Here is a 25,607-nt window from a genome sequence, read left to right as displayed (position 1 = left end):
CTCTCGCCATCGTCATTGAAGGGTGCGCACGCTGCGCTTTGCGCGCCCCTACGATCTCAATTATCATTCCGGGGCAGCCCGTAGGGCTGAACCAGGAATCCATAACCAAGGTCCGGGGTTATAGATTCCGGGCTCGACGCTTGCGCGTCGCCCCGGAATGACACTGAGTTTGTGGCTACAGGCCCAGCCACCTCATCACGCCCTTCCCCGCGGCCACGCCGGTCGCAAACGAGGCCTGCAACAAATAGCCGCCGGTCGGCGCCTCCCAATCCAGCATCTCGCCGCAAGCGAACACGCCGGGCAATCGCTTGATCATGTAGTCGGCGTCGAACTCGTCGCGCGCGATGCCGCCAGCCGTCGAGATTGCGCGGGCTAGCCCGGCCGTGCCGGTGAGCTTGAGCGGCAGGCCATTGATCAAGGTCGCGAGTTGCTCCGGCGACGCGGACGACAGAGCGAGGCCAGAGGTCTTCGCCACCTCCTGCACCAAACTGATCGCGAGCGGCGAGAGTTGCAGCGCCTTGCGCAGGAAGTTGGAGAAGGATTGCTTGCCGCGTGGTGCCTTCAGCCGTTCCATCAAGTTCCCGGCCGCAAGATCTGGCCGCAGCGCGATCAGCAATCTTGCTTCGCCTTCAGAGGCGATGGCTTCGCGCAGTTCGGCCGAGAGCGCATAGACCGCGCCGCCCTCGATTCCGTCGCGGGTGACGACCGCCTCGCCGCGCACCGTGCGCGAGCCGAGGCTCAAGGCGATGCCCTTCAGCGGCTGGCCCTCGAAGCGGTCGCGGAAGATATCCGACCAGCCGACGGTGAAGCCGCAATTGGCCGGGCGCAACGGCGTGATGGCGACGCCCTTTGCCGCGAGGATCGACACCCAGCCGCCATCCGAGCCGAGCCGTGGCCAGCTCGCACCGCCGAGCGCGAGCACCGTGGCCTCGGCCGCAATCGCGCGCGTCCCGGCCGGCGTTTGGAACGTGAGCCGTCCCTCGCCGTCCCAGCCGGTCCAACGGTTCCGCAATTCAAAGCGCACGCCCTGCGCGGCGAGCCGGCGCAGCCAGGCGCGCAGCAGCGGCGAGGCTTTGAAACTCTGCGGAAACACCCGACCCGAGGAGCCGACGAAGGTCGGCTCGCCGAGCGCCTCGCACCAGTGACGCAGCCGCTCCGGCGGAAAGGCGCGGATCGCCGCTTCGAGAAACGGCGCCGCCTCGCGGTAACGCGACAAGAATGTCGTCAGCTCTTCGCTATGCGTGAGATTGAGCCCACCGCGGCCGGCCATCAGGAATTTGCGCGCGACTGACGGCATGGCGTCGTAGACGGTGACGGCGGCACCGCTCTCGGCCAGCACCTCGGCGGCCATCAGCCCGGCCGGGCCGGCCCCGATGATGGCGATGTGTTTTGTCAGCGAGGACATCGCGCGAGCAGCGATCCGACGAAGCCGTATCCGCAAAAGAGGTCGTCATTCCGGGGCAGCCCGCAGGGCTGAGCCCGGAATCCATACGCCCGATCGTCGTTATGGATTCCAGGCTCGCGTCTTCGACGCGCCCCGAAATGACAGCTCAACTTAGAGCTTGATCCCAGCCCTTGCCGCGGCCTGCGCCACATATTTCTGCGTCTGCTCGAATGCGCCCTGCAGCGCCCTCGCCTTCGACATGTCGCTGATTTCGGCAAAATGCGCCGCGATCGCGTCCGGCGTCCATTCCGACTGCGGCAAGTTGATGCCCTCAGTTTCGAGGATCTTGATCACTGCGAAGGAGCCGGCGCCCGCCCCCATGATGGTCCTGGTCGGTGCGTCCTCGCTGAGGAGATATTCTACCGCCGGCGTGATCGACTCCGGCTTCATCAGCGCCAGCGCCTGCGGCGGCAGCAGCTCTTCGGTCATGCGCGTCGCCGCGGTCGGCGAGATCGTGTTGACGCGAATGTTGTTCTTGCGGCCCTCTTCCGCCAGCACGTTCATCAGCCCGACCATGCCGGCCTTGGCGGCCCCGTAATTGGCCTGGCCGAAATTGCCGAACAGACCGGACGACGATGTCGTCAGCACGATGCGGCCGTAGTTGCGGTCGCGCATGCCGGCCCAGACCGCCTTACAGCAGTAGAACGAGCCGACCAGATGCACATCGAGCACCTTGGCAAAATCGGCAACCTCCATCTTGCCGAACGACTTGTCGCGCAGGATGCCGGCATTGGCGCAGAGCAGGTCGACGCTGCCCCACTCCTTGGTGGCGCGCTCGACCATCGCGGTGACCTGCTCGAAGTTGGAGACGTCGGCGCCGTCGGCCATCGCCGCGCCGCCGGCTTTGCGGATCTCCTCGACCACGGTCTCCGCCGGGCTCAGCGAGCCACCGGTCCCGTCGCGCGCGCCGCCGAAATCGTTGACCACGACCTTGGCGCCGCGGCTGGCGAGCCCCAGCGCATGGGCGCGGCCGAGACCATTGCCGGCGCCGGTGACGATGGCGACGCGTCCGTCGAATCTGATTGCCATGTTCGCTTCCTACATCTTGTTGTCAGGTCACGCCTGGGCAAATGCGCGAAGCGCGTCTTCGTGCGAAATGCCCTGGGCGTCCATCAGAAAACTGATCAGTCTTTCATCAGTGATGAATTGCCAGGTCAAGCGTTTAGCAGACGCGCTTCGCGCTTTAGCCCGGCAATGGCAGAGGGGTTTAGGTCAGATAGATCAGGCCGATCCAGTCGGCGACCAACGCCGGCTTATCCTCGCCCTCGATCTCGACCGACACATTGGTCAGCGACTGCAATTCCTTCGGCCGACGCAGCTCGGCCTTCGCCAGCGTGAAGCGACCCCGCACGCGCTTGCCCGACTTGACCGGCGAGATGAAGCGCAGCTTGTCGAAGCCGTAATTGACGCCCATCGCCGTGCCCTCGACCGCCGGCATCACCTCGTAGGACATCACGCTGAGCAGCGACATGGTGAGAAAGCCGTGTGCGATGGTGGTGCCGAACGGCGTCGCCTTGGCCTTCTCGGGATCGACATGGATGAACTGATGGTCCTCGCACACGTCGGCATAAGCGTCGATGCGCTTCTGATCGATCAGGTGCCAGGACGACACGCCGATCTCCCGCCCGACCAGGGCTTGATACGATTCGAGAGAAATCGGCGGCTTCTTCCAGATTTGATTCATTCTTCTTCCTACCCCTCATGCCCGGCCGGCCGCGCACGCTGCAGTTCCGGGAAATCCTCTTCGCGAAATTCGACGCCGCGCAGATGGTCGGTGCGGTCGTCATCATGCTCAAGCCGGCGCAGTTGCACGCGGCGAATCTTGCCGGAGATCGTCTTCGGCAACTCGGTGACGAGCTCGAGCCGGCGAATGCGCTTGAACGGCGCCAGCCGCGCCTGCAGATGCTCGAAGATCGACAGTGCCGTGGCACGCGAGCGCTCGGCGCCGGCGACCAGGAGTACATAGGCTTTCGGAATCGCCAGCCGGATCGGATCCGGGCTCGGCACGACGGCCGCTTCGGCCACGGCGTCATGCTCCAGCAGCACGCTCTCGAGTTCAAAGGGAGAGATGCGGTAGTCCGACGATTTGAACACGTCGTCGGAGCGGCCGACGAAGGTCAGATAACCGTCGTCGTCCTGAAACACGACGTCGCCGGTCCGGTACCGGACTCCCTCGGTGCCGGAGAGCTTGCCGTCCTCGGTTTGATAGCCCTGCATCAATCCCGCGGGCCGATCGGCACCAAGGGCCAGCGTGATCTCACCCTCCTTCGCGAGGTTGCCGTCGATGTCGGTGACCTCGACACGATAGCCCGGCAGCGGCCGGCCCATCGAGCCGATCTTCACCTGCTGTCCCGGCGAATTGCCGACGATCGCCGCGGTCTCGGTCTGGCCGTAGCCATCGCGGATGGTGAGGCCCCAGGCCGCGCGCACCTGGTCGATGACTTCCGGATTGAGCGGCTCGCCGGCGCCGCAGGCCTCGCGCAACGAGACCTTGAAGTCGGACAGATGCTCCTGGATGAACAGACGCCACACCGTCGGCGGCGCGCACAAGGTGGTCACGCCACAGCGGCCGACGGTGGCGAGCAAGGCCTTGGCGTCGAAGCGCGGCTGGTTGACCACGAAGATGGTGGCACCGGCATTCCAGGGTGCGAAGAAGCAGCTCCAGGCATGCTTGGCCCAGCCCGGCGAGGAGATGTTCAAGTGGATGTCGCCCGGCTGCAGGCCGAGCCAATACATCGTCGAGAGATGCCCGACCGGATAGCTGCGATGGCTGTGGCGCACCAGCTTCGGCTTCGCGGTCGTGCCGGAGGTGAAATAGAGCAGCATCGGGTCATCGGGCTGCGTCGGAGCATCGGGCGCGAAATCCTCTGCAGCATCGGCCGCCTGCGTGAATGGCAGCCAGCCCTCGGGCGCGACGCCGTCGCCGACCACGATGCGGACGAGATCGTCGGCGCCAAGCGCCGCAAATTTCCCAACCTGGTCCTGTGCCGCGACCACCGCCTTGGCGCGGCCGCGCTCGAGCCGGTCACGCAGTTCATCGGTGGTCAACAGCGTGGTGGCGGGGATCACGACGACGCCAAGTTTCATCGCAGCCAGCATGGTCTCCCACAGCGGCACGACATTGCCGAGCAGGAGCAGCAGGTGATCGCCGCGCTTCAAGCCTTGCGCGCGTAGGAAGTTGGCGACCTGATTGGAGCGGCGCGACAGAGCGGCAAAGGAGAGCTTGGTCTGGCGGTCGTGCGCGGCGTCCACGATCCACAGCGCCGTGCGGTCGCGGCTTTCGGGATCATGCGCAAGCTCCGCATCGAACCAATCCAGCGCCCAGTTGAACGGCACCGGATCCGGCCAGTGGAATCCTTTCACCGCCCCCTCATAATCGGTGCGATGCCGGAGCAGAAATGCGCGCGCTTCCTTGAAGGTCGTCATGGTTCGGCCAATTTGCGAACGTGCTGGATGACGCCCGAAAAGTCGACGCCACCATTCCCGGCGGCATCGAAGGCCTTGTAGATCTCCTGGGCGTGCTGCCCGAGCGGCGTCGCCGCGCCGGCCGCCTTCGCCGCATCCTGCGACAGCGTCAGATCCTTCAGCATCAACGCGGTGGCGAAACCCGGCTTGTAGTCGTTATTCGCGGGCGAGGCCGGCACCGGCCCCGGCACCGGGCAATAGCTGGTCAGCGACCAGCACTGCCCCGAAGAGGTCGAGGCGACGTCGAACAGTGCCTGATGCGACAGCCCGAGCTTTTCGCCGAGCGCAAAGGCCTCGCTCACGGCGATCATGGAAATGCCGAGGATCATGTTGTTGCAGATCTTGGCCGCCTGCCCCGCGCCAGCGCCGCCGCAATGGACGATCTTCTTGCCCATCTTTTCGAGGATCGGCTTGGCCTTGGCGAAGGCACCCTCCTCGCCGCCGCACATGAAAGTCAGCGTCCCGGCCTTGGCGCCACCGGTGCCCCCGGACACCGGCGCATCGACCGAGGCGATGCCGTGCTTGGCCGCGAGCGCATGCGCAGCGCGCGCGCTTTCGACGTCGATGGTGGAGGAATCGATGATCAGCGCGCCGTTCGACATCGCCGGCACCACATCGTTCCACACGGCCAGAACGTGCTTGCCCGCCGGCAGCATCGTCACCACGACCTCGGCGCCCTTCACCGCAGCTGTCGCGCTCTCGGCAATCTCGGCGCCGTCGCGCTTTGCCTGCGCCCGCGAGGCTTCAGCCAGATCAAACGCGAGCACCTTGTGGCCGGCCTTGACCAGATTGGCTGCCATCGGACCGCCCATATTGCCGAGGCCGATGAATGCGATCGTCGTCATTGTTGTTTCCTCCCCTCGGATATCAGTCTTATTTGCCTTGCGGGAATATCAGCTCGTCGGCGCCGATCTCGGCCAGATACGGCGCCAGCATCTCCGGCGTCACCTGACTGATGTCGGGCGGCGACCAGCGCGGATTACGGTCCTTGTCGATGATCGCGGCGCGCACGCCCTCGCGGAAGTCATCGCTGCGGAACACTTCCAGCGCGGCACGATATTCCCGCACCAGACAGTCCTGCAGCGAGCCTGCTTTGCGCGCCAGCCGCAGGAGCTTCAAGGTCACCACCATGCCACGCGGGGACTTCTCGCGCAGCGTCTTCAATGTCGCCAGCGCGAGCTCCGACCCGTCCTGCTCCAGCGCGACGACGATGTCATGCATGCTGTCGTACGCAAACCAGCGGTCGATCCGGTCCTGCAGCGCCGCGACCGGCCCCGATGCCTCGCCTGTGGCGAACCCGTCGATCAGCCGTTCAATGTCGCTGGACTGGGTACCGGGCTTTACCTTGGTCAGCACCTCGCGCAGCGCCGGCCATTTTTCCGACGGCACCACCGCGTCGGCAAAGCGGGCATGAATGGCATCCGGTCCGTTCATGGTCTGACCGGTCAGGGCGAAATAGGTGCCGAGCTCGCCGGGCGCGCGCGACAACAGCCAGGTGCCGCCGACGTCGGGGAAGAAGCCCAGGCCCACCTCCGGCATCGCGAGCTTGGTCTTCTCGGTCACGATGCGGTGCCGGCCATGGGCCGACAGTCCAACGCCGCCGCCCATCACCAGCCCATCCATGTAGGCGACATAGGGCTTCGGAAACGCGGCAATGCGCGCGTTCATGACGTATTCCTGGCGCCAGAACCGCTTGCCGAGATCGCCGCCGGCCCTGGAGCTTTCATAGAGCCCACGGATGTCGCCACCGGCGCAGAGCCCGCGCTCACCGGCGCCTTCGAGGATCACCGCCGCGACTTCCGGATCGGCCTCGAACAAGTCGAGCGCGGCATCGATGCCGAGCGACATCTCCAATGTCATCGCGTTGATCGCCTTGGGCCGGTTGAGCCGGATGATACCGGCCGAGCCCTCGCGGCGCACGATCAGATCGCCTTCCGCCGCCTCGCTCACCGCGCACCCTCGATCAGCTTGCGCGACACGATCAGGCGCATGATCTCGTTGGTCCCTTCCAATATCTGATGCACCCGCAGGTCGCGGACGATCTTCTCGATACCGTATTCGCTCAAATAGCCGTAGCCGCCATGTAGTTGCAGCGCCTGGTTGGCGACCTCGAAGCCGACGTCGGTGCCGAAGCGCTTGGCCATCGCGCACAGCATGGTGGCGTCATGATCCTTTCGGTCGAGCGCTGCCGCCGCGCGCCACACGAACGTCCGCGCGGCCTCGAGCTCGATGGCCATGTCGGCGATGCGGAACTGCAAGGCCTGGAATTCGTCGAGCCGCTTGCCGAAGGCCTTGCGTTCTTTCGTATAAGCCAGCGTCTTGTCGAGCGCGCTCTGCGCGCCGCCGAGCGAACAGGCCGCAATATTCAGGCGGCCGCCGTCGAGACCGGCCATCGCGATCTTGAAGCCGACGCCCTCTTCACCCAGCCGGTTGGCCACGGGCACGCGCGCATTCTCGAACATCACCGCGCGGGTCGGCTGCGCATTCCAGCCCATCTTGCGCTCGTTGGCGCCGAACGAAACGCCTGGCGTCTTCGAATCGATGACCAGCGTCGAAATGCCGCCCGGCCCATCGCCGCCGGTCCGCACCATCGCGACCAGGATGTCGGTTGCCCCTGCCCCGGAGATGAACTGCTTCTGGCCGTTGAGCACATAGTCCTCGCCGTCGCGGACCGCGCGCGTGCGCAAAGCCGCAGCGTCCGAGCCGGCGCCCGGCTCGGTCAGGCAGTAGCTGGCGATCAACTCCATGGTGCAGAGCTTCGGCAGATAACGCTGCCGCTGCGCCTCGGTGCCGAACGTGTCGATCATCCACGAGGCCATGTTGTGGATCGAGATGAATGCCGACACGGTCGGGCAGCCCGTGGCGAGCGCCTCGAAGATCAGTGCCGCGTCCAGCCGGCCGAGGCCCGAGCCGCCCACATCGTCGCGGATGTAGATGCCGCCCATGCCGAGGCTGGCGGCCTCTCGCATCACATCGACCGGGAAATGCTTCTCTTCATCCCAGCGCAAGGCATGCGGCGCGATCTTCTCTGCGGCAAAGGAGCGCGCCATATCGCGCAGTGCGATTTGATCCTCGTCGAGAGCGAAATGCATTCGTTCTCCGCGTTTCCCTGCTTTGTTGCTTGCCTCAGTCTATGACGCGCACACCGTCATTGCGAGGAGCGAAGCGACGAAACAATCCAGGCTGTCTCTGCGGAAACCTCTGGATTGCTTCGCTTCGCTCGCAATGACGGACAGAGCATCTTGACGAAAATGGGAGCCCTCACGGGCTCCCATCGTCGTCAACGCATCGTCGGGATCGAGAACTCCGCGCCCTCCTTGACGCCGGACGGCCAGCGCGAGGTCACGGTCTTGGTCTTGGTGTAGAAGCGGATCGAATCCGGCCCATGCTGGTTGAGGTCACCGAAGCCGGACCGCTTCCAGCCACCGAAGGTGTAGTAGGCGATCGGCACCGGGATCGGCACGTTGATGCCGACCATACCGACATTCACCTTGGCGGCGAAATCGCGCGCGGCGTCGCCGTCGCGCGTGAAGATCGCAACGCCGTTGCCGTAATCGTGCTCGGAGGGCAGCGCCAGCGCCTCGGCATAATCCTTGGCACGCACCACCGACAGCACGGGGCCGAAGATCTCTTCCTTGTAGATGCGCATGTCCTTGGTGACGTTGTCGAACAGACAGCCACCCATGTAGAAGCCGTTCTCATAGCCCTGCATCTTGAAGCCGCGGCCGTCGACCGCCAAGGTCGCGCCTTCCTTGATGCCGATCTCGACATAGTTCTTGACGCGCTCGACGGCCTCCCGCGTCACCAGCGGTCCGAAATCCGCGGACGGATCAACCGAGGTACCGATCTTCAATGCTTCGACCCGCGGGATCAGCTTTTCCATCAGCCGGTCGGCGGTGGTCTTGCCGACGGGCACCGCCACCGAAACGGCCATGCAGCGCTCGCCGGCCGAGCCGTAGCCGGCGCCGATCAGCGCATCCACCGCCTGGTCCATGTCGGCGTCGGGCATCACGATGGCGTGGTTCTTGGCGCCGCCGAAGCACTGGCAGCGCTTGCCGTGCGCCGCGGCGCGCTCATAGATGTATTGCGCGATCGGCGAGGAGCCAACGAAGCCGATCGCCATGATATCCGGGTCTTCCAGGATGGCGTCGACCGCCTCCTTGTCGCCGTTGACGACGTTGAGGATTCCCGGCGGCAGGCCGGCCTCGATCATCAATTCCGCGAGCTTCATCGGCACGCCCGGATCGCGCTCCGACGGCTTCAGGATGAAGGCATTGCCGCAGGCGATCGCGGGCGCGAACTTCCACAGCGGAATCATCGCCGGGAAATTGAACGGCGTGATCCCGGCAACGACGCCGAGCGGCTGGCGCATCGAATAGATGTCGATGCCAGGACCGGCACCCTCGGTATATTCACCCTTCATCAGGTGCGGAATGCCGCAAGCGAATTCCACCACCTCGAGGCCGCGCTGGATGTCGCCCTTGGCGTCCGGAATCGTCTTGCCGTGCTCGCGCGCCAAGAGTTCGGCGAGCTTGTCGTAGTCGCGCTGGGCAAGCTCCAGGAACTTCATCATCACGCGGGCGCGGCGCTGCGGGTTGGTGGCGGCCCAGGCCGGCTGCGCGGCCTTGGCGTTTTCCACTGCCGCACGCAACTCGGCGCGAGAGGCCAGCGCCACCTTGGCCTGCACGTCGCCGGTCATGGGCTCGAAGACATCGGCCGTCCGACCAGACGTGCCCTTGACCTCGCGGCCGCCAATGAAATGACCGATCGAACGCATGCGTTTCCTCCGAAAATGAGCAGTGCCAGTTGGCCGGCATCTTGCAGTCTTTGAGGCGTTTGGGAAGGGCCTAAGCGCTGGACGGAGCTGCGAAAATGCCGCCCCTTGGCTGGGGGCCGAGAAAGTTCGCCCGCTGAGCTGCCATGTCGGCCGACTTCAGCGCTTCCGCGCGGTCGTCGCCTTTCCAGTCGTGCGCTTCTTGGCAGGCGCCGCCTTGGCGGTATCGCCGCCAGCTGTCGCGTTGGCCAGCGCCGCCTCGCGCCCGGCAGCCAGGACTTCGTCGGAGAATTCGCTATTGCCGGCGATGCGCGCCATCACCAAGGCCCCGATCAACGTCGCCAGCATCGCAGAGGCCCGCTTGCGCGCGGCCTTGCGCGAGACGCCCGGCACCTGGTCGGCAAACAGCTCGACCATCTGCTCGAGCTTGGCCGCAAATGCCTTGCGTGCCTTGGGGCCCTCACGGGCGATCTCCGCACCGAGTGCCGGCACTGCACAACCGTGGCTCGCGTCATCGCGGTGCTGCGCATTCAGATAGCCATCCACGATCGCCGCGACCCGCTTCTCCGGCGCGAGATCAGCCAGCATCTTGTGCCATCCCTCCATCGAGCGGTCCATGGCATAGGTAAAGGCTTCGACGACCAGCGCCTCGCGCGAGGTGAAATGCGCATAGAACCCGCCATGGGTCAGCCCGGCCTCCTTCATCAGGTCGGCGACGCCGACGCCGTGTGCTCCCTTCTCGCGCAGCCGCATCGACGCCTTGCGTACGATACGGGCGTGAGTCTCAGCCTTGTGTTCCGGAGAATAGCGCATGGTCGTCCCAAGAAATGTTCCAGATCATATAATAACAGCCGCGAGGCTGAAGCGCTGCAGCTATTTCTTTGGCCGACGTTGATCTGGATCAAGATCATTGACATTTGTGCGATCAGGTGCGGAATTTCTGTCGCGTTGATGACCATAGGATTACGGGAACGGCGATGGACATGTTCAATTCCCACTGTGGCGTGAGCCGCGATGACCGCGGCGTCGTTCGGCTCACGATCTGCAACGCCGGCGCCCTGAACATCCTGAACTCTGCCGTGATCGAAGGCGTACGCGCGGGAATCGAGACGCTCGCGGCCGATTCAGGCATCCGCGTGCTCGTTCTTTGCGGCGCAAGCGAAAGAAGCCTGATCGGCGGTGCCGACATCCGGGAAATGGCTGGCCTCGATCAGACATCCGCGGAAATATTCATCGCGCGACTTGCCGGTCTGTGCGAGGCAGCCCGCGCGTTTCCTGCTCCCGTCATCGCGCGGATACCGGGCTGGTGCCTCGGCGGCGGGCTGGAGGTCGCGGCCGCCTGCGATCTTCGCATCGCCGCGGATACAGCGAAGTTCGGCATGCCCGAGGTGCGCGTCGGCATTCCCTCGGTGATTCATGCGGCGCTGCTGCCGCGGCTGATCGGCTGGGGCCGCGCCCGCCGGCTGCTGTTGACCGCCGAACTGATCGATGCGCCGACCGCACTCGCCTGGGGCCTGGTCGACGCCGTCGCGCCGGAAGAAGATCTCGACGCCGAGGTCGAGCGTACGGTGCAGTCCCTGCTCGCCTGCGGAACAGAGGCGCTGCGCGCACAGAAGGCCTTGCTGCGACAATGGGAGGAACTGCCCCTGAAAGAGTCGATCGAGGTTTCGATCGGCGCTTTCGGGCGATCGTTCCTGACCGACGAGCCAAAGCGGCTGATGCGCGCGTTCATCGAGAGGAAGCGATAGGCCGGCCCCGCTGGCCCGGATCTGCTCGAAATCACCTTCCCCTTATGGACGCGCTGGGCAGACCGGCCGCGCCTCACGTCAAGTTTAGCCTCTCCGTCGCATTGCCTTTTTGGCGGCGAATTATATTATGATCATAATTTAATCTATCCAGGAGCTTCGCCATGGCCGCCTCGTCCGATCCCATCGTCATCGTCTCAGCCGCACGCACGCCGCTCGGCCGTTTCATGGGCGAATTGTCGCCGTTCAGCGCCAACAAACTCGGCGCGCATGTGATCAAGGCGGCCTTGGAGCGCGCGACGCTCGCACCGGAAAAGGTCGACGAGGTTTTCATGGGCAATGTGCTGCCGGCCGGCCAAGGCCAGGCGCCGGCCCGGCAGGCCGCGCGCGGCGCAGGTCTCCCGGATGCCACCGGAGCGACGACCGTCAACAAGGTCTGCGGCTCCGGCATGAAGGCGACCATGCTCGCGCACGACATCATCCATGCGGGATCGGCCGAAATCGTCGTCTCCGGCGGCATGGAGAGCATGACCAACGCGCCCTATTTGCTGGCGAAGGCCCGCGGCGGCTACCGCGCGGGCCATGATCGCATCCTCGACCATATGATGCTGGACGGGCTGGAAGACGCCTACGAGACCGGCCGTTCGATGGGCGATTTCGGCGAGGCCACCGCGGAGGCCTATCAGTTCACTCGCGCCGACCAGGACGCTTACGCGATCGAAACGCTGACTCGCGCCCGCCGCGCGGTGGAGGGCGGCGCGTTCAAAGCTGAGATCGCGCCGATCAGGGTGGTCGAGAAGTCAGGCCCGCGTGACATCGCCGACGACGAACACCCGCTCAAGGTCGATCCGGCCAAGATTCCGGCGCTCAAGCCGGCATTCCGCTCCAGCGGCACCATCACGCCAGCCGCCTCCTCTGCCAATGCCGACGGCGCGGCCGCACTGGTGCTGGCGAAGCGCTCGCGGGCCGACCGCGACGGCCTGCCGGTACTTGCCGAGATCAAAGGGCACGCGACCCACAGCCAGGAGCCGCAATGGTTCACCACCGCGCCGATCCCGGCCATCCGCAAGCTGCTCGACAAGGTCGGCTGGAGTGTCGGTGATGTCGACCTGTTCGAGATCAACGAGGCCTTTGCCGTGGTCGCGATGGCTGCGCAGCGTGATCTCGGCATTCCGCGCGAACGGCTGAACGTCAATGGCGGCGCCTGCGCGCTCGGCCACCCCATCGGGGCCACTGGCGCGCGGCTGATCGTCACCCTGCTGCATGCGCTGGAGGCCCGCAACCTGAAGCGCGGGGTTGCTGCGCTCTGCATCGGCGGCGGCGAAGCCACCGCGATCGCAGTCGAGCGCATCGCGCGTTAGCGGCGATGTCCAAAAACGAGGGAAGTTCGCCATTTATGTCGGACAGACATCCCGCCAAGATAGCGCGCAACCTGTCACACCGACCTTCCGAGGCGATATGATTTCGAACTGGCTCGCGGCCGCGCTGTCCCGCCGCAACATCCATTACGGCTGGGTGATGGTCGCCGTCACCTTCTTCACCTCATTGGTCTCGGCCGGCACAGTGGGCGCGCCGGGCGTCTTCATCGTGCCGCTGCAGCACGAGTTCGGCTGGAGCACGGCGGAGATCTCCTCGGCACTGTCGATCCGCTTCATCCTGTTCGGGTTGATGGCGCCGTTCGCGGCCGCGCTGCTCAATCGTTATGGGCTGCGCAGAATCACCGTGCTGGCGCAATTGATCGTGGTCTCGGCCCTGCTCGCTTCGCTCGCGATGACGAAAGTCTGGCACCTCGTGGTATTGTGGGGCGTCGTGATCGGGATCGGCACCGGCATGACGGCGCTGGTGCTCGGGGCCACCATCGCCGCTCGCTGGTTCGTCGCACGCCGTGGTCTTGTTGTCGGCATCCTCACCGCAAGTGTCGCGACCGGCCAGCTTGCGTTTCTGCCGCTGCTCGCAAGCCTCACCGATCATCTCGGCTGGCGGATCGCGCTGGGGCTCGTCTGCATGATGCTCGCGGTGTCGGCGACAGCCGTAACGCTCCTGATGCGAGACCGGCCGAGCGATGTCGGCCTGCGGCCGTTCGGAGACAAGGGCACCGACCCCGTCGTCGCCCCAGCGCCGGTCACGGCGCCGATCCTCGGGGCCGCGCTCGGCACGCTGCGCGACGTCTCGCGCTCGACGGTATTCTGGATCCTGTTTGCGACGTTTTTCGTCTGCGGTGCCTCGACCAATGGGCTGGTGCAGGTGCATCTGATCCCGATGTGTCTCGACTTCGGCATTCCGCAGGTCCAGGCCGCCAGCCTCCTGGCCGCCATGGGCATCTTCGACTTCTTCGGCACGATCATGTCGGGCTGGCTGTCGGACCGCTACGACAATCGCTGGCTGCTGTTCTGGTATTACGGGCTGCGCGGGCTGTCGCTGGTGTTCCTGCCCTTCAGCGACTTCTCGTTCTACGGGCTGTCGCTGTTCGCCATGTTCTACGGGCTCGACTGGATCGCGACCGTGCCGCCGACGGTCCGCCTGACGGCACAACGGTTCGGAGCCGAACGGGCGAACCTGGTGTTCGGCTGGGTCTTTGCCGGCCATCAGCTCGGCGCCGGCGCGGCCGCGTTTGGTGCGGGCCTGTCGCGCACACTACTGGCGAGCTACCTGCCCGCCTTCTTCATCGCCGGCGCTCTCTGTATCGTCGCTGCGCTGCTGGCGCTTGCGATCGCGCGACAGGTCAAGCCGGCAGTCGCCTGAGCGAAGCCAATCGCGAGTGGCGGATCCGGTCCGCCATTCGCTATGTCCTCCTATTCGCCGCTACGGCCGCGTCGACATCGCGGCCGGTGGACCTGGCGTTCGCAGCGGCTCGGCCAGGCGCGCGAACTCGCAGAGCAGCGCGCGGGTCTTGCGCGGATCGATGATCTCCTCGACCCAGAACTTCTCGGCCGAACGGAACGGCGAGCGCAGCTTGTTCAGCCGTTCCTCGATCTCCTTCAGCTTCGCGGCAGGATCGGGCGCAGCGTCGATCTCGGCGCGATAGGCCGCCTCGATACCGCCCTCCAGCGGCAGCGAGCCCCAATAGGCCGACGGCCACGCATAACGGATCGAGAAGCGATCGGCCGGCTGGTGCACGACGCCCGCCACACCGAAGGCGTTGCGCATGATCACGGTGCACCAGGGGACCGTCGACTGGTTCACCGCCGCCATCGCGCGCACGCCGTGGCGGATGGTCGCCGCTTTCTCCGCCTCCAGCCCGATCATGAAGCCCGGGCAGTCCATCAGATAAACGATCGGCAGATGGAAGGTCTCGGCGAAGTCGACCCAGCGGATCACCTTCTGGCAGGCATCCGCCGTCCACGAGCCGCCATAGTGGAACGGGTCGCTCGCGAGCACCATCACCGCGCGCCCCTCAAGGCGCGCGAGGCCGATGATGATCGGCTTGCCGAAATTCTGCGCCACCTCGAAAAACGAGCCGTTATCGACCACCGCCTCGATGATCGGCCGCATCTTGTAGACTTGACGACGGTTGCGCGGCACCGCGTTGAGCAGCGCCTCATCGGCGCGCTGCGGATCGTCATGGCACGGTATGGTCGGCGGCAGCTCATAGACAGACTGCGGCAGATAGGACAGGAAGCGCCGCGCGCAGGCGAACACCTCCTGCTCGGTGTCGACGGCGTGATCGACGGCGCCGGCCCGGGTCTGGATGTCGGCGCCGCCGAGCTCCTGCTTGCCGAGATCCTGCCCCAGGCGCTTCACTACCGGCGGTCCGGCGACGAACATGGCCGACGACCTGGTCATGATCGAATAGTGGCTCGCGGCCAACCGCGCCGCGCCCAATCCCGCCACCGAGCCGAGCCCGAGCGCCACCACCGGCACACGCGACAGGTTCTCCGTCGTGAGCCGATACCAGCGATTGCCGCCAATGCCGCCCGGCAGATTCGCCGCGCCCTTGGTTTCGATCGTCCTCACCGAACCGCCGCCGCCCGAGCCCTCGATGATGCGGATGATCGGCAGGCGGAAATCATGCGCCATCTCTTCCGCCATCAGGGGCTTGGCGGCAATCGACGCATCCGCGGAGCCGCCGCGGACGGTAAAATCGTCGCCGACCACGACCACAGTGCGGCCGTCGATACGGGCGCGACCGAACACGCAGTTCGCGGGCGTCACATGTTTCAGCTCGCCCTGCTCATCATATTCGCCGAGACCGGCGATCGCGCCGATCTCGTGAAAACTTCCGGAGTCGATCAGCCCGTCGATCCGCTCGCGAACCGTGAGCCGGCCCTGGTCGCGCTGCCGCTTGACCTTGTCAGCCCCGCCCATCTCCCGCGCGAAGGCTTCGCGCCGGGCCAGTTCCTCGAGCTCGGGCCGCCAATTCATCCGCATCCTCCGTCCTGGTGATCTTATTGTTCTTGTGGCTGCGCTTTGCGGTCACCGGAAGCGGCTTTCTCTCCATGTGATTGTTGAACACGTCCCTTTCCGCGCCCTGCAGCAAAGCGCCGATGGTCCGGCCGAGTTCGAGCATCGGCGGCGCGACCTCATCGTGGAGCCGCTTCTCGTCGTACATCGCGGCCAACAGCCCGATCGTCAGCACGACGTAGGTCTGGTATTGCGGCGACCACAGCGGCAGCGCCAGCCCGTTGATATGCGGGCTCCACAGGCCGCAGGCCACGACATAGCCGTGCTCCTTCAGAAACTGCCGGTTATGCTCCAGCCGCGGCCGCAACAGCCTCGCCGCCTCCGGCATCTCCCGCTCCATTTCGGCCAGCAGCGCATTGCCCATTTCGGGCTCGAGAACCGCCATATAGGCGTGGCCGGCGGCCGTGCTCGCCATCGAGATCCGGCTGCCGGTCGTCTCCTGCAGGCCGACCGAATTCTCGGCGCGGCCGAACTCCAGATAGACCAGATGGAAGCGGTCGGGGATCACGAAGCCGATCGTGCCGGGCAATTGCTCGGCGACATCCTGGAGCCGTTGCCGGATCAAATGCCGCAGCTGCAAGCCACGTGTCAGAGACGTGCTCATCGCGACCGCACTCGGACCGATGCGGTATTTCTGATCGCGCGGCAGATAGACCAGCTGCCCCATTCGCGTCAGCGTGTGGGTCAGGCGCGAGACGGTCGAACGCGGCAGGCCACAGCGGTTGGAAATTTCCAGGTTCCCGAGCCGCGACTCGTGCCCTTCGAAACAGCGGAGCACATCGAAGGCCCGCGATACCACCTGAATGACCTCTCCCTCGCCGGCGATATCACCGGGGAGCATCCCCACCCTGCTCAGTCGCTCCGACCGTCGTCCCATGCGCTTCCCGTTCAATTCCGTATTGCGAAATAATATTCCGCTTGCAGAACAAGCTACCTCAGGCACTTTGCAGCTACAACAAGAAGCCGCACGCAAAACACGCGCGTTCCAGCGTGTTGGCACAAGACGTTCATGGGGAGGAGAGCGGGATGCCCGAGATCAAGATCATCACTGATGTCGCGGGGCGCGTGTGCGCGCTGGCCGCAGAAATTGGTAGTAGAATTAGTAGCGGCGACGAGATCGTCTTGGTCGAAGCGATGAAGATGGAGATCCCGGTGCCCTCGCCGACCGCGGGCACGGTGCATTCGCTGCTGGTCAAGGTCGATGATGTGGTGGCCGAGGGGCAAGTCATCGCGATCATCACGACATGACATCCGCCTGATCGGGGCCGAGGCGCAAGATTTGACCTCGCCTGCGGAAAGAGTGGGCTGGCTCGTGGTGCGGAGCTGCGACATAAACCGCCAAGATGATTCCCGGCGAGCTCGACGATGATGCCCCCACGCCCCAGACCGCCTCGCAATCCCCAGCACTGGGCCACCGCTTCGATCCCGCCGTTGCAGCGGTTTCTCTCGGCGTGCCATGCGGATTTCTGGCCCGATCATGACGGTGCGGTCGCCGACTATATCCCCGAGCTCGGCAAGGCCGATCCCTCGCATTTCGGCATCAGCCTCGCCACGCTCGACGGCCATGTCTATGAGGTCGGCGACAGCCGCGTCCCCTTCACGATCCAGTCGATGTCGAAGCCGTTCGTGTTTGCGCTCGCACTCGATACGCTCGGTGCCGACAAGATCGAACGCGTGATCGGCGTCGAGCCGTCCGGCGATCCCTTCAATTCGATTCGCCTCAACGCCGACAATCATCCCTTCAACCCGATGGTCAATGCCGGCGCGATCGCCTGCAGCGGGCTGATCCGCGAAGCCAGGGGTGACGGGGCATTCGAGGCGATCCGCGAGGCGCTCGGCCGCTTCGCCGGCCGGTCGCTCGATGTCGACGACGCCGTATTTGCCTCCGAAAGTGCGACGGGCGACCGCAACCGCGCCATCGCCTACCTGCTGCGCACCTCCAATGTCCTCCGTGAAGACGTCGCCGACGTGCTCGCGGTCTACTTCCGGCAATGCGCGGTGCTGGTCACCGCGCGCGACTGCGCGATCATGGCGGCGACGCTCGCCAATCGCGGCGTCAACCCGGTCACCGGCGAACAGGTGGTGAGCGCATATGCGGTATCGCGCACACTCTCGGTGATGACCTCGTCCGGCATGTATGACTTTGCCGGCGAATGGATCTATCGCGTCGGCATTCCCGCCAAGAGCGGCGTCGGCGGCGGCATTCTTGCGAGCTTGCCGGCACGGCTCGGGCTCGGCAGTTACTCGCCGCGGCTGGATCGGCACGGCAACAGCGTGCGCGGCATCAAGGTCTGCGAGGCGCTGTCGTCGCATTACGGACTGCACATGCTGAGCCGCAGCGACGATGCGCGAACCTCGATCATCGCCGACTACGACATCGCCGCCAACCCGTCGCGGCGCAGCCGCCGCGTGCAGGAGCGCAATATCCTCGCGCAGCATCCCGATGCCGTACGCGTGCTCGAACTGGTGGGGACGCTGTCGTTCTCCAATGTCGATTATGTCTCGCGCCGGCTCGCCACCAATCGCCGGCCCCAATTCGTCATCTTCGACCTGCGCCGCGTGACCGCGATGACGCCCGCAGGGCTGCGCCTGCTCGCCGAGCTGTTCCATGAGCTCGCCGATTTCCATGTCACCGTCGTTCTCTCCGGCATCCGCCGCAGCTCGGCGGAATGGCAGGACATCGTCGAGCGCACTGGCGACATCAACAATGTGCGCGATTTCTTCCTTTTGGATACCGCGATCGAATGGGCCGAGGACCAGATCGTGTATCGCTATGGCGGCGCCATCGATTTCCTGGAAATTACCGAACTGTCCGAGCAGCCGCTGCTCGCCGGGCTCACGGAGGCAGAGCTTCACGAGCTTGCCGGGCTCGCGATCGTCAGGCCCTATAAGCAGGGCGAGCGCATCATCGCGGCCGGCGAGCCCGCAACGAGTCTGTTCTTCCTGCGCTCCGGCGCCGTTCACGTCACCCTGCCCGACGGCATCAGGCTCGCAACCTTGACCGCAGGCCAGGCCTTCGGTGAGCTCGCGCTGTTGGAGCCGCAGCGCTCGGCCGACGTCTTCGCCGACCTGTCCGCCACGGCGTTCGAGATCGGACTTGCCGATTTCAATCGTTTTCGCGAGGCGCATCCCAAAGCCGGACTTGCAATCATGCGCAACCTTGCACAGCTGCTCGCCAGCCGCCTGGTCGCGGCCAACACGCGGCTGAACCTGCTGACGCCGAGCTAAGCCAGCGGCTTCCGCCATTCCATCACGACGAACCACGGCACGCGCCGAAAGCGCTCCTGGTGGATGGGCTCGCCCGACACGGGCGCAGGCTCGTCAAAGAAGGCCAGATCGAGCCCGCTGTCGATGAAGGCGCTCATGTAAGCGGCGAGCGGCCGGTGCCAATTCTGGATCCGGATGCCGGACCATTCGAGCCAGAATGGAAATTCCTCGAGATAGCGGTCCACGGGGAAATGCAAATGGCGGCCGGCCTCGTCCTTGATCCAGCCTTGCGCCGCTCCGGCCGAGGTGAAGCCGGTCAGGTTGGCGATCAGCACCGCGCCGCCGGGCCGCACGACCCGCGCCATTTCGCGGATCGCCGCACGGAAGTCGGGGATATCGATCAGCGTGATGTAGCTGATGACGAGATCGAAGCTCGCCGAAGCGAATTCCATCTCTTCCGCCCGGCCCGCCCGATAATCCCCGGAGGGATCGCGCTCCCGCGCGACCTTCAGCAGATGCGCGGTCGGATCGATCCCGGTCGGCGCTATGCCCATCGATTTCAACAGGCGGCAGAAGCGTCCCTCGCCGCAGCCGACGTCGAGCGCGTTACGGAATTGCCCAGCCTCGATTCGTGCCCGCATCATGGGATCAAGCACGTGCTCCCTCGCCCAATCGCCCCGTTCTCCAACGGAATCGATCCACGCCTGAGCGGATTCGTCCCAACCATTGCTCATAACAACTCTCAATATGCGTCTCGGCCGAACGATCCATTAAGTGGTCATTATTGCAGGTCGATGTCCCCTGGAGCTTTGCGCCCATGAGACGACGCACGAAACAACGCACCAGGATTCGAGCGTCCCTCGATGTCCGTTACTTATAGTTGCAATTCACAGATCAATGCGCATTCAAGTAGTTCGCTGGTATCACAGACATTTGCGCTCGCTCGCCTAAACGTTACCGACAGTCCGACGCAGGACCAACATAAGCGAGCCAAATTGGCGCCGCATTAGCAACCGATCTTCCGTACCGTCGATCGACGCCGAGTGGGGACTCGCGAAGCGGTCATCGACGCGGGGTGTTCCGAGTAAAAATTCCAGCCAGCGTTTCGCGTGTGTTTTTGCGCAACGGTGAGTCGTGTCCAGATCCAGGGAGGAAACGGCATGAAGGAAGCCACTGAGAGGGCGACGTCGGAAGCATTCGCGCACATGCTGGCGGTGACAGCCCTGCTCGTCATCGCCAGCGTCCTCTTCTACGGGCGGTAACGTGCTGTTTCTTGGTTCTGCGTAGCAGTTCTCCATCGCTGGTCGGACGGGGCGTGAGCCAGACGAGGCTCATTCGGGGAGTAGGTTCGGGTCCTGCGTAAAGAGTGCGTATTAGTAAGTAACGAGTAAGCGTACTGCGTAACGAGTAAAAGTACCGAGTAACGAGTAGAAGTACCGAGTGTAAAGGGGTATCGCGCGCGCACGCTGCGATACGGGGCGGGACGAAGAATAGCGTATGGGGTATCGTCCCGCCCCGGCTACCCCGGGCCTATTGCATATGGCCCGAATTGGACCGGGCCTCATGGTTCGAGACGCGCCGCACGAGGCGCTCCTCACCATGAGGGTCCGTCATTTCGCCGCAAAACAAGCTCTCGTCGGTGAGGGATTTTGACCGCGACCTTGCCTCAATGATCGGCCCCGCGAGCACCATCAATACGACTTCGGTAGACCGAGCACCTTCTCCGCGATGAAGCTCAGGATCAGTTGCGGACTGATCGGCGCGATGCGTGGAATCAGCGATTCACGAAGATAGCGCTCGACGTGATATTCCTTGGCGTAGCCGAAGCCGCCATGGGTCATCACCGCCTGCTCGCAGGCGTGAAAGCCGGCCTCTGCCGCCAGATATTTTGCAGCATTGGCCGCCGGTCCGCAGGCCATGCCCTGGTCGTACTGCCACCCCGCCTGCAAGGTCATCAGCCACGCCGCTTCCAGCTCCATCCAGTTCTTGGCAAGCGGATGCTGGATTCCCTGATTCATGCCGATCGGGCGATTGAAGACATTGCGCGCCTTGGCATAGGCGGAGGCGCGCGACAGCGCGAGATGACCAAGGCCCACGGCCTCGGCCGCGATCAGGATGCGCTCCGGATTCATCCCGTGCAGGATGTAGTCGAAGCCGCGCCCCTCTTCGCCCAAGCGATCCTCGACCGGAATCTCGAAATCCTCAAAGAACAGCTCGTTGGAATCGACGGCCTTGCGGCCCATCTTCTCGATCTCGTGCACGGCGATGCTGCTGCGATCGAAATCCGTGTAGAACAGGCTGAGGCCGTGGGTCGGGCGTTTCACCTGATCCAGCGGCGTGGTGCGCGCGAGCAGCAGGATCTTTTCCGCGACCTGCGCCGTCGAGATCCACACCTTCTGCCCATTGACGACATAGCGGTCGCCCTTGCGCACGGCGCGCGTCTTGAGCTGCGTGGTGTTGAGGCCCGTGTTCGGCTCGGTCACCGCAAAGCAGGCGCGCTGCCGGCCATCGACGATGCCCGGCAGCATGCGTGCGCACTGCTCCCTGGTGCCGAACACCACGACCGGATTGAGCCCGAACACGTTCATGTGGATAGCGGACGCGCCGGACATGCCGGCCCCCGACTCCGAGATGGCGCGCATCATGATCGCCGCATCGAGGATACCAAGGCCGGCGCCACCATACTCTTCAGGGATGCAGAGACCGAGCCAGCCGGCGTCTGCCAACGCCTTATGGAAGTCGGCTGGAAAGCCGCCTTCCTTGTCCCGCTTCAGCCAATAGGAATCGTCGAAGCGCACACAGATCTTGGCAACGGCCTCGCGGATCGCGTCCTGGTTGGCGGAGAGTGCGAAATCCATGACGTCAGTCCTTCTTTGCGGGTGACGGCGTCGTCACGCCGTCGCGGACCATGGCGGCAATCGCGTCGGACGAAAATCCGGCCTCGCGCAGGATGGCCTCGCCATGCTCGTTGAGCCGGGGCGCTAACCGCGCTGGCTCCGCCCTGGTCTCCGACCAGTTCGCCGACACTCGCATGCTGCGGATCGGACCTTCGGTCGGATGATCGACGACGTGAAAGAAGTCGGTCGCAACGAGATGCGGGTCGTCAAGAATGCTGGTCAGATCGTGCATCGGCATGACCGGTACGTCCGCCTTCGTGAGCAGCTCGGTCCATTCGGCCGTCGTGCGGGTCAGGAAGATGCGCGCGAGCTCGGCATAGACGACATCGATGTTGGCGGCGCGCCCGGCGAAGGTCGCAAAGCGAGGATCGTGGCGCAGATCCTCGCGGCCCGCGCCGTCGAAGAAGGCATTCCACTGCTTGTCATTGTAGACGATCACGCAGATATACCCGTCGGCAGTTTTGTAAGGCCGGCGGTCGCGCGACAGATGCCGCGCATAGCCGCCCTTGTCGAGCGGCGGCTCGTAGGTCAGCCCGCCCATATGGTCGCCCATGACGAAGCTCGCCATGGTCTCGAACATCGGGATATCGAGCCGCTGGCCGCGGCCGGTGCGATCGCGATGCACGAGGCTCGCGCAGATCGCCCCGACCGCGGTGAGGCCCACGATGCGATCGACCAGCGCGTTCGGCACATAGCGCGGCGTGCCGTCGCCTGCGACCGCCATCAGATGCGCCAGCCCCGCGCCGCCCTGGATCAGATCGTCATAAGCAGGCTTGGCCGCATAGGGCCCGTCCTGGCCGAAGCCGAACACGCCGGCATAGATCAGCCGCGGATTGATCTTCGAGACGACATCATAACCGAGTTCCAGGCGCGCCATCGCCTGCGGCCGGACGTTGTAGACCAGCACGTCGGCATTCTCGATGAGGCGCAGCACCGCCTCACGCCCCGCGGGCTTCTTCAGGTCGAGGCAGATCGAACGCTTGCTGCGGTTGGTGTTGAGATAGACCGGACCCATGCCGGGATGCCTGGTCGGTCCGATCAATCGGGTGACGTCGCCCTCGGGCGATTCCACCTTGATGACATCGGCACCGTAATCGCCGAGCATCTGGGTGGCATAAGGCCCCATCAACACGGTGGTCATGTCGATGACCTTGATGCCCGCAAGCGGTCCCATGGCGGCGTCGGCTCCCTCTGTTCGTTGCTGCGAGCTAACGGCAGCGCGGCGACGAGATCAAGCTCGGCCGGCGTATGGGGCTATGCGCCGAGACTGGTCGTCACCTGGCCTGAACCTGAGAAAGGCATGGGCGGCGTCGCCGTCCGCGGCCGTGATCAACCGCTGTCATTTGAATGCCGAGGCGCCAATGCTAAAGCATCGGCAGAACCGGCCAGTCATCCAATGCAGATTACGATCGTCGTCAAACTGCTCACGCTGCTCACTGTCGCGAACGGCGTACCGGTCATCGCCAAGCTCATCATGGGCGAGCGCTGGTCCTGGCCGCTCGATGGCGGCTGCCGCTTCCTCGACGGGCGGCCGCTGCTCGGTGAATCGAAGACGGTGCGCGGACTGGTGCTGTCCATCGTGACGACTGGCGTCGCTGCGCTGCTGCTCGGTCTCGACGTGAGCACGGGATTTCTGGTGGGCGCCGCCGCCATGGCCGGCGATCTGTTCTCGAGCTTCGTCAAGCGCCGGCTTGGACTGAGGTCGAGCAGCCGGGCCACCGGCCTCGACCAGATCCCAGAATCGCTGTTGCCGACGCTACTGTGCTGGTACGAGCTCGATCTGACGGCTGCCGACGTCGCCGCTGTGGCCGGCATCTTCCTCGTTGGCGAGATCGTGCTCTCGCGCCTGCTGTTCTGGCTGAAGATACGCGACCGGCCCTATTGATCGCGCGGGACGCTGCGATGCAGCCGATGCAAGGTGATCTCGGGCGGGCAGTTGAGCCGGATCGGAACCACCGACGATCCGACGCCGACCGAAGTGTAACCGGTCATGTCATGATATCTCCACACACCCGATCCGAGCCGGCGCGGCAGCGCGGAATCCAGCGTGATCGGAACGGAGCCCGGCAAGCAGATCTGCCCGCCATGGGTATGCCCGCCGAGCAGCAGGTCGAAACCGGCGTGCGCCGCCTGACGATAGATTTCCGGCGTATGCGACAGCAGGATCGTGAAGCTCGCCGGCGGGATGTCGGAGGCGGCCTTCTCGATATTGTCGACGCGATAGAAATGGGCATCGTCGATGCCGCAGAGGTAGATGCGCTCATCGCCGCGCGCGATCGTCTCGCACTCGTTCAGCAGCATCCGAACCCCGAGGTCCTCCAGACCGGGGACCAGCCGGATCGTGTCGTGATTGCCGAGCACACCGTAAACCGGCGGCTTCAGCGCCGCGCAGATCCGTTGCATGCCCTCGAGCACGCGATCGAACCGGCCGAAGGTGGCGCCGCGAAAATCGCCGGTCAGAACGCAGACGTCATAGGTGAGCGTCGGCAACAACTCGATCATCCGCTGCATGGCGCGCTCGTTCATGTCGACATGCAGATCGCTGATGTGGAGCAGTGTGAAGCCCTCGAACGCCGACGGCAGCGCGGCGAAGCCGAGATCCGTGATCCTGACCCGCACGTCGGCCGCATTGCGCAATCCGCGCCAATAAAGCCCGCTGAGCTTGAAGACGCCGCGGATCACCGCATGGACCGAATACCAGTTTTCCAAGTGGAAGAAGTTCAGTCCCTGGCCGAAGATCTGGGCCTCGTGGTCCGCCTCGATGCCGAGCCGCTGGCGCGCATGCAAGCGGCCAAGGCGCTGCTCGAGACGGTTCACCAGACTGGCTTCATCAGCGCCCAACTTGCCCCCCGAGAGTCGTACCGCCGACGACGGGTCACTGCATTCCTCTATACGACCTTTGCGTCGGTTTGGCATGGCCAATAAATGCGGCGCTCCATCTTGACGGCTCCACGGGAAACACCGTCAATGACAGCAATGGCCACGGCCGAACCTCGCGAGCCGCCGTGAACACGATCACGTCACGTCTTGCTCCTCGGCTAGGTCGCCTAAACCGGTCGCCCGCAAAGATCGACCTGCAGATTCGGCCAGCGCCGTCCCATCAGTTCGGCAACCATGCTGCCCGGATAGACGCCGGATTGCCAAGTACCGTCCTTGCCGAGAAACCGAGTCTCGTTCTCAATCAACCTGTAGCCGCTGGAGGCATAGACGCGCGGCTCCAAAGGCGAACAGGATCGAGAACGGGATCTGCCGCTGGCGCAAATAGCCGTGAGCGTTGTCGACGAGTGCGCGAGCGTGCCCTCGTCCGCGGTGTGAGGCTGCGACTGCAACCTCGCCTATGAGCCCGACCGTCACCTCTTCGGCGCCACACCTGATCTGGCGTTCGTAGATCGCGAGATGACCAACGATCCGCTCATCGGATCGGACGAGCAGCGTCGCATGAGGGTGGCCATGCCGCGCGTAATACTGGCCGAGCTCGTCGGGAGCCCCCTCCGGAAACGCCTCGTTCACAAGCTCCCGCACATCGGTTTCATACGGATCGCCGGCGCGGACATGCGAGATTGGGATCAGCTCGACCACACGAGGCTCCTGACCTGATCAATGCCGGCCCGCTGCGGCGGCGCGCGCCCGGTGACGCCGCGCTTTCGCGACGTTGACGGGACAGAACAAGTCGC

The 25,607-nt window shown here is 64.7% G+C and carries 22 protein-coding genes; 6 read left to right on the top strand and 16 right to left on the bottom strand.

Annotation, left to right across the window (positions count from 1 at the left end; genetic code table 11):
• Positions 1-175 precede the first annotated feature (175 nt).
• From QX034_RS26580 to QX034_RS26540, 9 genes are all read right to left on the bottom strand, one after another.
• Positions 176-1,405 carry a TIGR03862 family flavoprotein gene (locus tag QX034_RS26580; RefSeq protein ID WP_315705300.1) on the bottom strand — a complete coding sequence of 410 codons (1,230 nt, stop codon included), beginning with the start codon at positions 1,403-1,405 and terminating at the stop codon, positions 176-178.
• Positions 1,406-1,555: 150 nt separating this feature from the next.
• The gene (locus QX034_RS26575; protein WP_316196018.1) at positions 1,556-2,473 is read right to left on the bottom strand and encodes an SDR family NAD(P)-dependent oxidoreductase; all 918 of its coding nucleotides are present in this window, start codon (positions 2,471-2,473) and stop codon (positions 1,556-1,558) included.
• 178 nt (positions 2,474-2,651) lie between these two features.
• The gene (locus tag QX034_RS26570) at positions 2,652-3,128 is read right to left on the bottom strand and encodes a MaoC family dehydratase (protein ID WP_315705298.1); all 477 of its coding nucleotides are present in this window, start codon (positions 3,126-3,128) and stop codon (positions 2,652-2,654) included.
• An 8-nt stretch (positions 3,129-3,136) separates the two neighbouring features.
• Positions 3,137-4,870, bottom strand: a complete 1,734-nt coding sequence (locus tag QX034_RS26565; protein ID WP_316184842.1) for an AMP-binding protein — start codon at positions 4,868-4,870, stop codon at positions 3,137-3,139.
• The gene (gene mmsB / locus QX034_RS26560; RefSeq protein WP_315705296.1) at positions 4,867-5,754 is read right to left on the bottom strand and encodes a 3-hydroxyisobutyrate dehydrogenase; all 888 of its coding nucleotides are present in this window, start codon (positions 5,752-5,754) and stop codon (positions 4,867-4,869) included. Before mmsB ends, QX034_RS26565 begins: the two co-directional genes overlap by 4 nt.
• Before the next feature lie 28 nt (positions 5,755-5,782).
• Positions 5,783-6,859 (bottom strand): enoyl-CoA hydratase/isomerase family protein, encoded by a 1,077-nt coding sequence (locus tag QX034_RS26555; protein ID WP_316184841.1) that lies wholly within the window; start codon positions 6,857-6,859, stop codon positions 5,783-5,785.
• Complete coding sequence (locus QX034_RS26550; RefSeq protein ID WP_315768091.1) at positions 6,856-8,001, bottom strand: isobutyryl-CoA dehydrogenase; 1,146 nt, start codon at positions 7,999-8,001, stop codon at positions 6,856-6,858. Before QX034_RS26550 ends, QX034_RS26555 begins: the two co-directional genes overlap by 4 nt.
• A gap of 188 nt (positions 8,002-8,189) precedes the next feature.
• A complete protein-coding gene (locus QX034_RS26545) occupies positions 8,190-9,686 on the bottom strand; it encodes a CoA-acylating methylmalonate-semialdehyde dehydrogenase (protein ID WP_315705293.1) in 1,497 nt (498 codons plus the stop codon).
• Between the two features lie 156 nt (positions 9,687-9,842).
• Positions 9,843-10,496, bottom strand: a complete 654-nt coding sequence (locus QX034_RS26540; protein WP_315705292.1) for a TetR/AcrR family transcriptional regulator — start codon at positions 10,494-10,496, stop codon at positions 9,843-9,845.
• A 164-nt stretch (positions 10,497-10,660) separates the two neighbouring features.
• On the opposite strand from QX034_RS26540, the gene QX034_RS26535 reads away from it, so the two are divergent.
• The 3 genes from QX034_RS26535 (at position 10,661) to QX034_RS26525 (ending at position 14,170) form a co-directional block, all read left to right on the top strand.
• Positions 10,661-11,431: an enoyl-CoA hydratase gene (locus tag QX034_RS26535; RefSeq protein ID WP_315768092.1), complete on the top strand. Its 771-nt coding sequence runs from the start codon at positions 10,661-10,663 to the stop codon at positions 11,429-11,431.
• Between the two features lie 161 nt (positions 11,432-11,592).
• Entirely contained in the window at positions 11,593-12,789 is a 1,197-nt protein-coding gene (locus tag QX034_RS26530) for an acetyl-CoA C-acyltransferase (RefSeq protein WP_316168246.1), read from the top strand.
• A 97-nt stretch (positions 12,790-12,886) separates the two neighbouring features.
• The gene (locus QX034_RS26525; RefSeq protein WP_315745385.1) at positions 12,887-14,170 is read left to right on the top strand and encodes an MFS transporter; all 1,284 of its coding nucleotides are present in this window, start codon (positions 12,887-12,889) and stop codon (positions 14,168-14,170) included.
• Positions 14,171-14,230: 60 nt separating this feature from the next.
• On the opposite strand, the gene QX034_RS26520 is transcribed toward QX034_RS26525, so the two are convergent.
• Together QX034_RS26520 and QX034_RS26515 are read right to left on the bottom strand one after the other, a co-directional pair.
• Complete coding sequence (locus tag QX034_RS26520; RefSeq protein ID WP_315768095.1) at positions 14,231-15,790, bottom strand: acyl-CoA carboxylase subunit beta; 1,560 nt, start codon at positions 15,788-15,790, stop codon at positions 14,231-14,233.
• The gene (locus tag QX034_RS26515; RefSeq protein ID WP_315729706.1) at positions 15,720-16,706 is read right to left on the bottom strand and encodes an IclR family transcriptional regulator; all 987 of its coding nucleotides are present in this window, start codon (positions 16,704-16,706) and stop codon (positions 15,720-15,722) included. Before QX034_RS26515 ends, QX034_RS26520 begins: the two co-directional genes overlap by 71 nt.
• Before the next feature lie 149 nt (positions 16,707-16,855).
• Here QX034_RS26515 and QX034_RS26510 point away from each other — a divergent pair, with 149 nt between their 5' ends.
• Both QX034_RS26510 and glsA read left to right on the top strand, forming a co-directional pair.
• Positions 16,856-17,077, top strand: a complete 222-nt coding sequence (locus QX034_RS26510; protein WP_315705286.1) for an acetyl-CoA carboxylase biotin carboxyl carrier protein subunit — start codon at positions 16,856-16,858, stop codon at positions 17,075-17,077.
• 117 nt (positions 17,078-17,194) lie between these two features.
• Positions 17,195-19,057 (top strand): glutaminase A, encoded by a 1,863-nt coding sequence (gene glsA / locus QX034_RS26505; protein WP_316168245.1) that lies wholly within the window; start codon positions 17,195-17,197, stop codon positions 19,055-19,057.
• Here the strand turns inward: glsA and QX034_RS26500 are convergent.
• From QX034_RS26500 to QX034_RS26490, 3 genes are all read right to left on the bottom strand, one after another.
• Complete coding sequence (locus QX034_RS26500) at positions 19,054-19,692, bottom strand: class I SAM-dependent methyltransferase (protein WP_316184836.1); 639 nt, start codon at positions 19,690-19,692, stop codon at positions 19,054-19,056. The two genes, glsA and QX034_RS26500, sit on opposite strands and share 4 nt — an antisense overlap.
• 1,035 nt (positions 19,693-20,727) lie before the next feature.
• Entirely contained in the window at positions 20,728-21,894 is a 1,167-nt protein-coding gene (locus tag QX034_RS26495) for an acyl-CoA dehydrogenase family protein (RefSeq protein WP_316168244.1), read from the bottom strand.
• Positions 21,895-21,898: 4 nt separating this feature from the next.
• Positions 21,899-23,107, bottom strand: coding sequence for a CoA transferase (locus QX034_RS26490; RefSeq protein WP_316168243.1), 1,209 nt, complete (start codon positions 23,105-23,107; stop codon positions 21,899-21,901).
• A gap of 222 nt (positions 23,108-23,329) precedes the next feature.
• On the opposite strand from QX034_RS26490, the gene QX034_RS26485 reads away from it, so the two are divergent.
• Positions 23,330-23,818, top strand: coding sequence for a CDP-archaeol synthase (locus QX034_RS26485; protein WP_316184834.1), 489 nt, complete (start codon positions 23,330-23,332; stop codon positions 23,816-23,818).
• Here QX034_RS26485 and QX034_RS26480 read toward each other — a convergent pair.
• Complete coding sequence (locus tag QX034_RS26480) at positions 23,812-24,750, bottom strand: metallophosphoesterase (protein ID WP_315705280.1); 939 nt, start codon at positions 24,748-24,750, stop codon at positions 23,812-23,814. The genes QX034_RS26485 and QX034_RS26480 overlap by 7 nt on opposite strands.
• A gap of 360 nt (positions 24,751-25,110) precedes the next feature.
• On the bottom strand, positions 25,111-25,512 hold the full coding sequence (locus QX034_RS26475; protein WP_315705279.1) for a GNAT family N-acetyltransferase: 402 nt from the start codon (positions 25,510-25,512) through the stop codon (positions 25,111-25,113).
• Positions 25,513-25,607 lie beyond the last annotated feature (95 nt).

It is taken from the genome of Bradyrhizobium sp. SZCCHNR3119 (assembly GCF_032487775.1).
In the GTDB taxonomy this organism is placed as follows: Bacteria; Pseudomonadota; Alphaproteobacteria; order Rhizobiales; family Xanthobacteraceae; genus Bradyrhizobium.
Note: the sequence above shows the minus strand (reverse complement) of the source record. Positions and strands in the feature narration are given on the sequence as shown.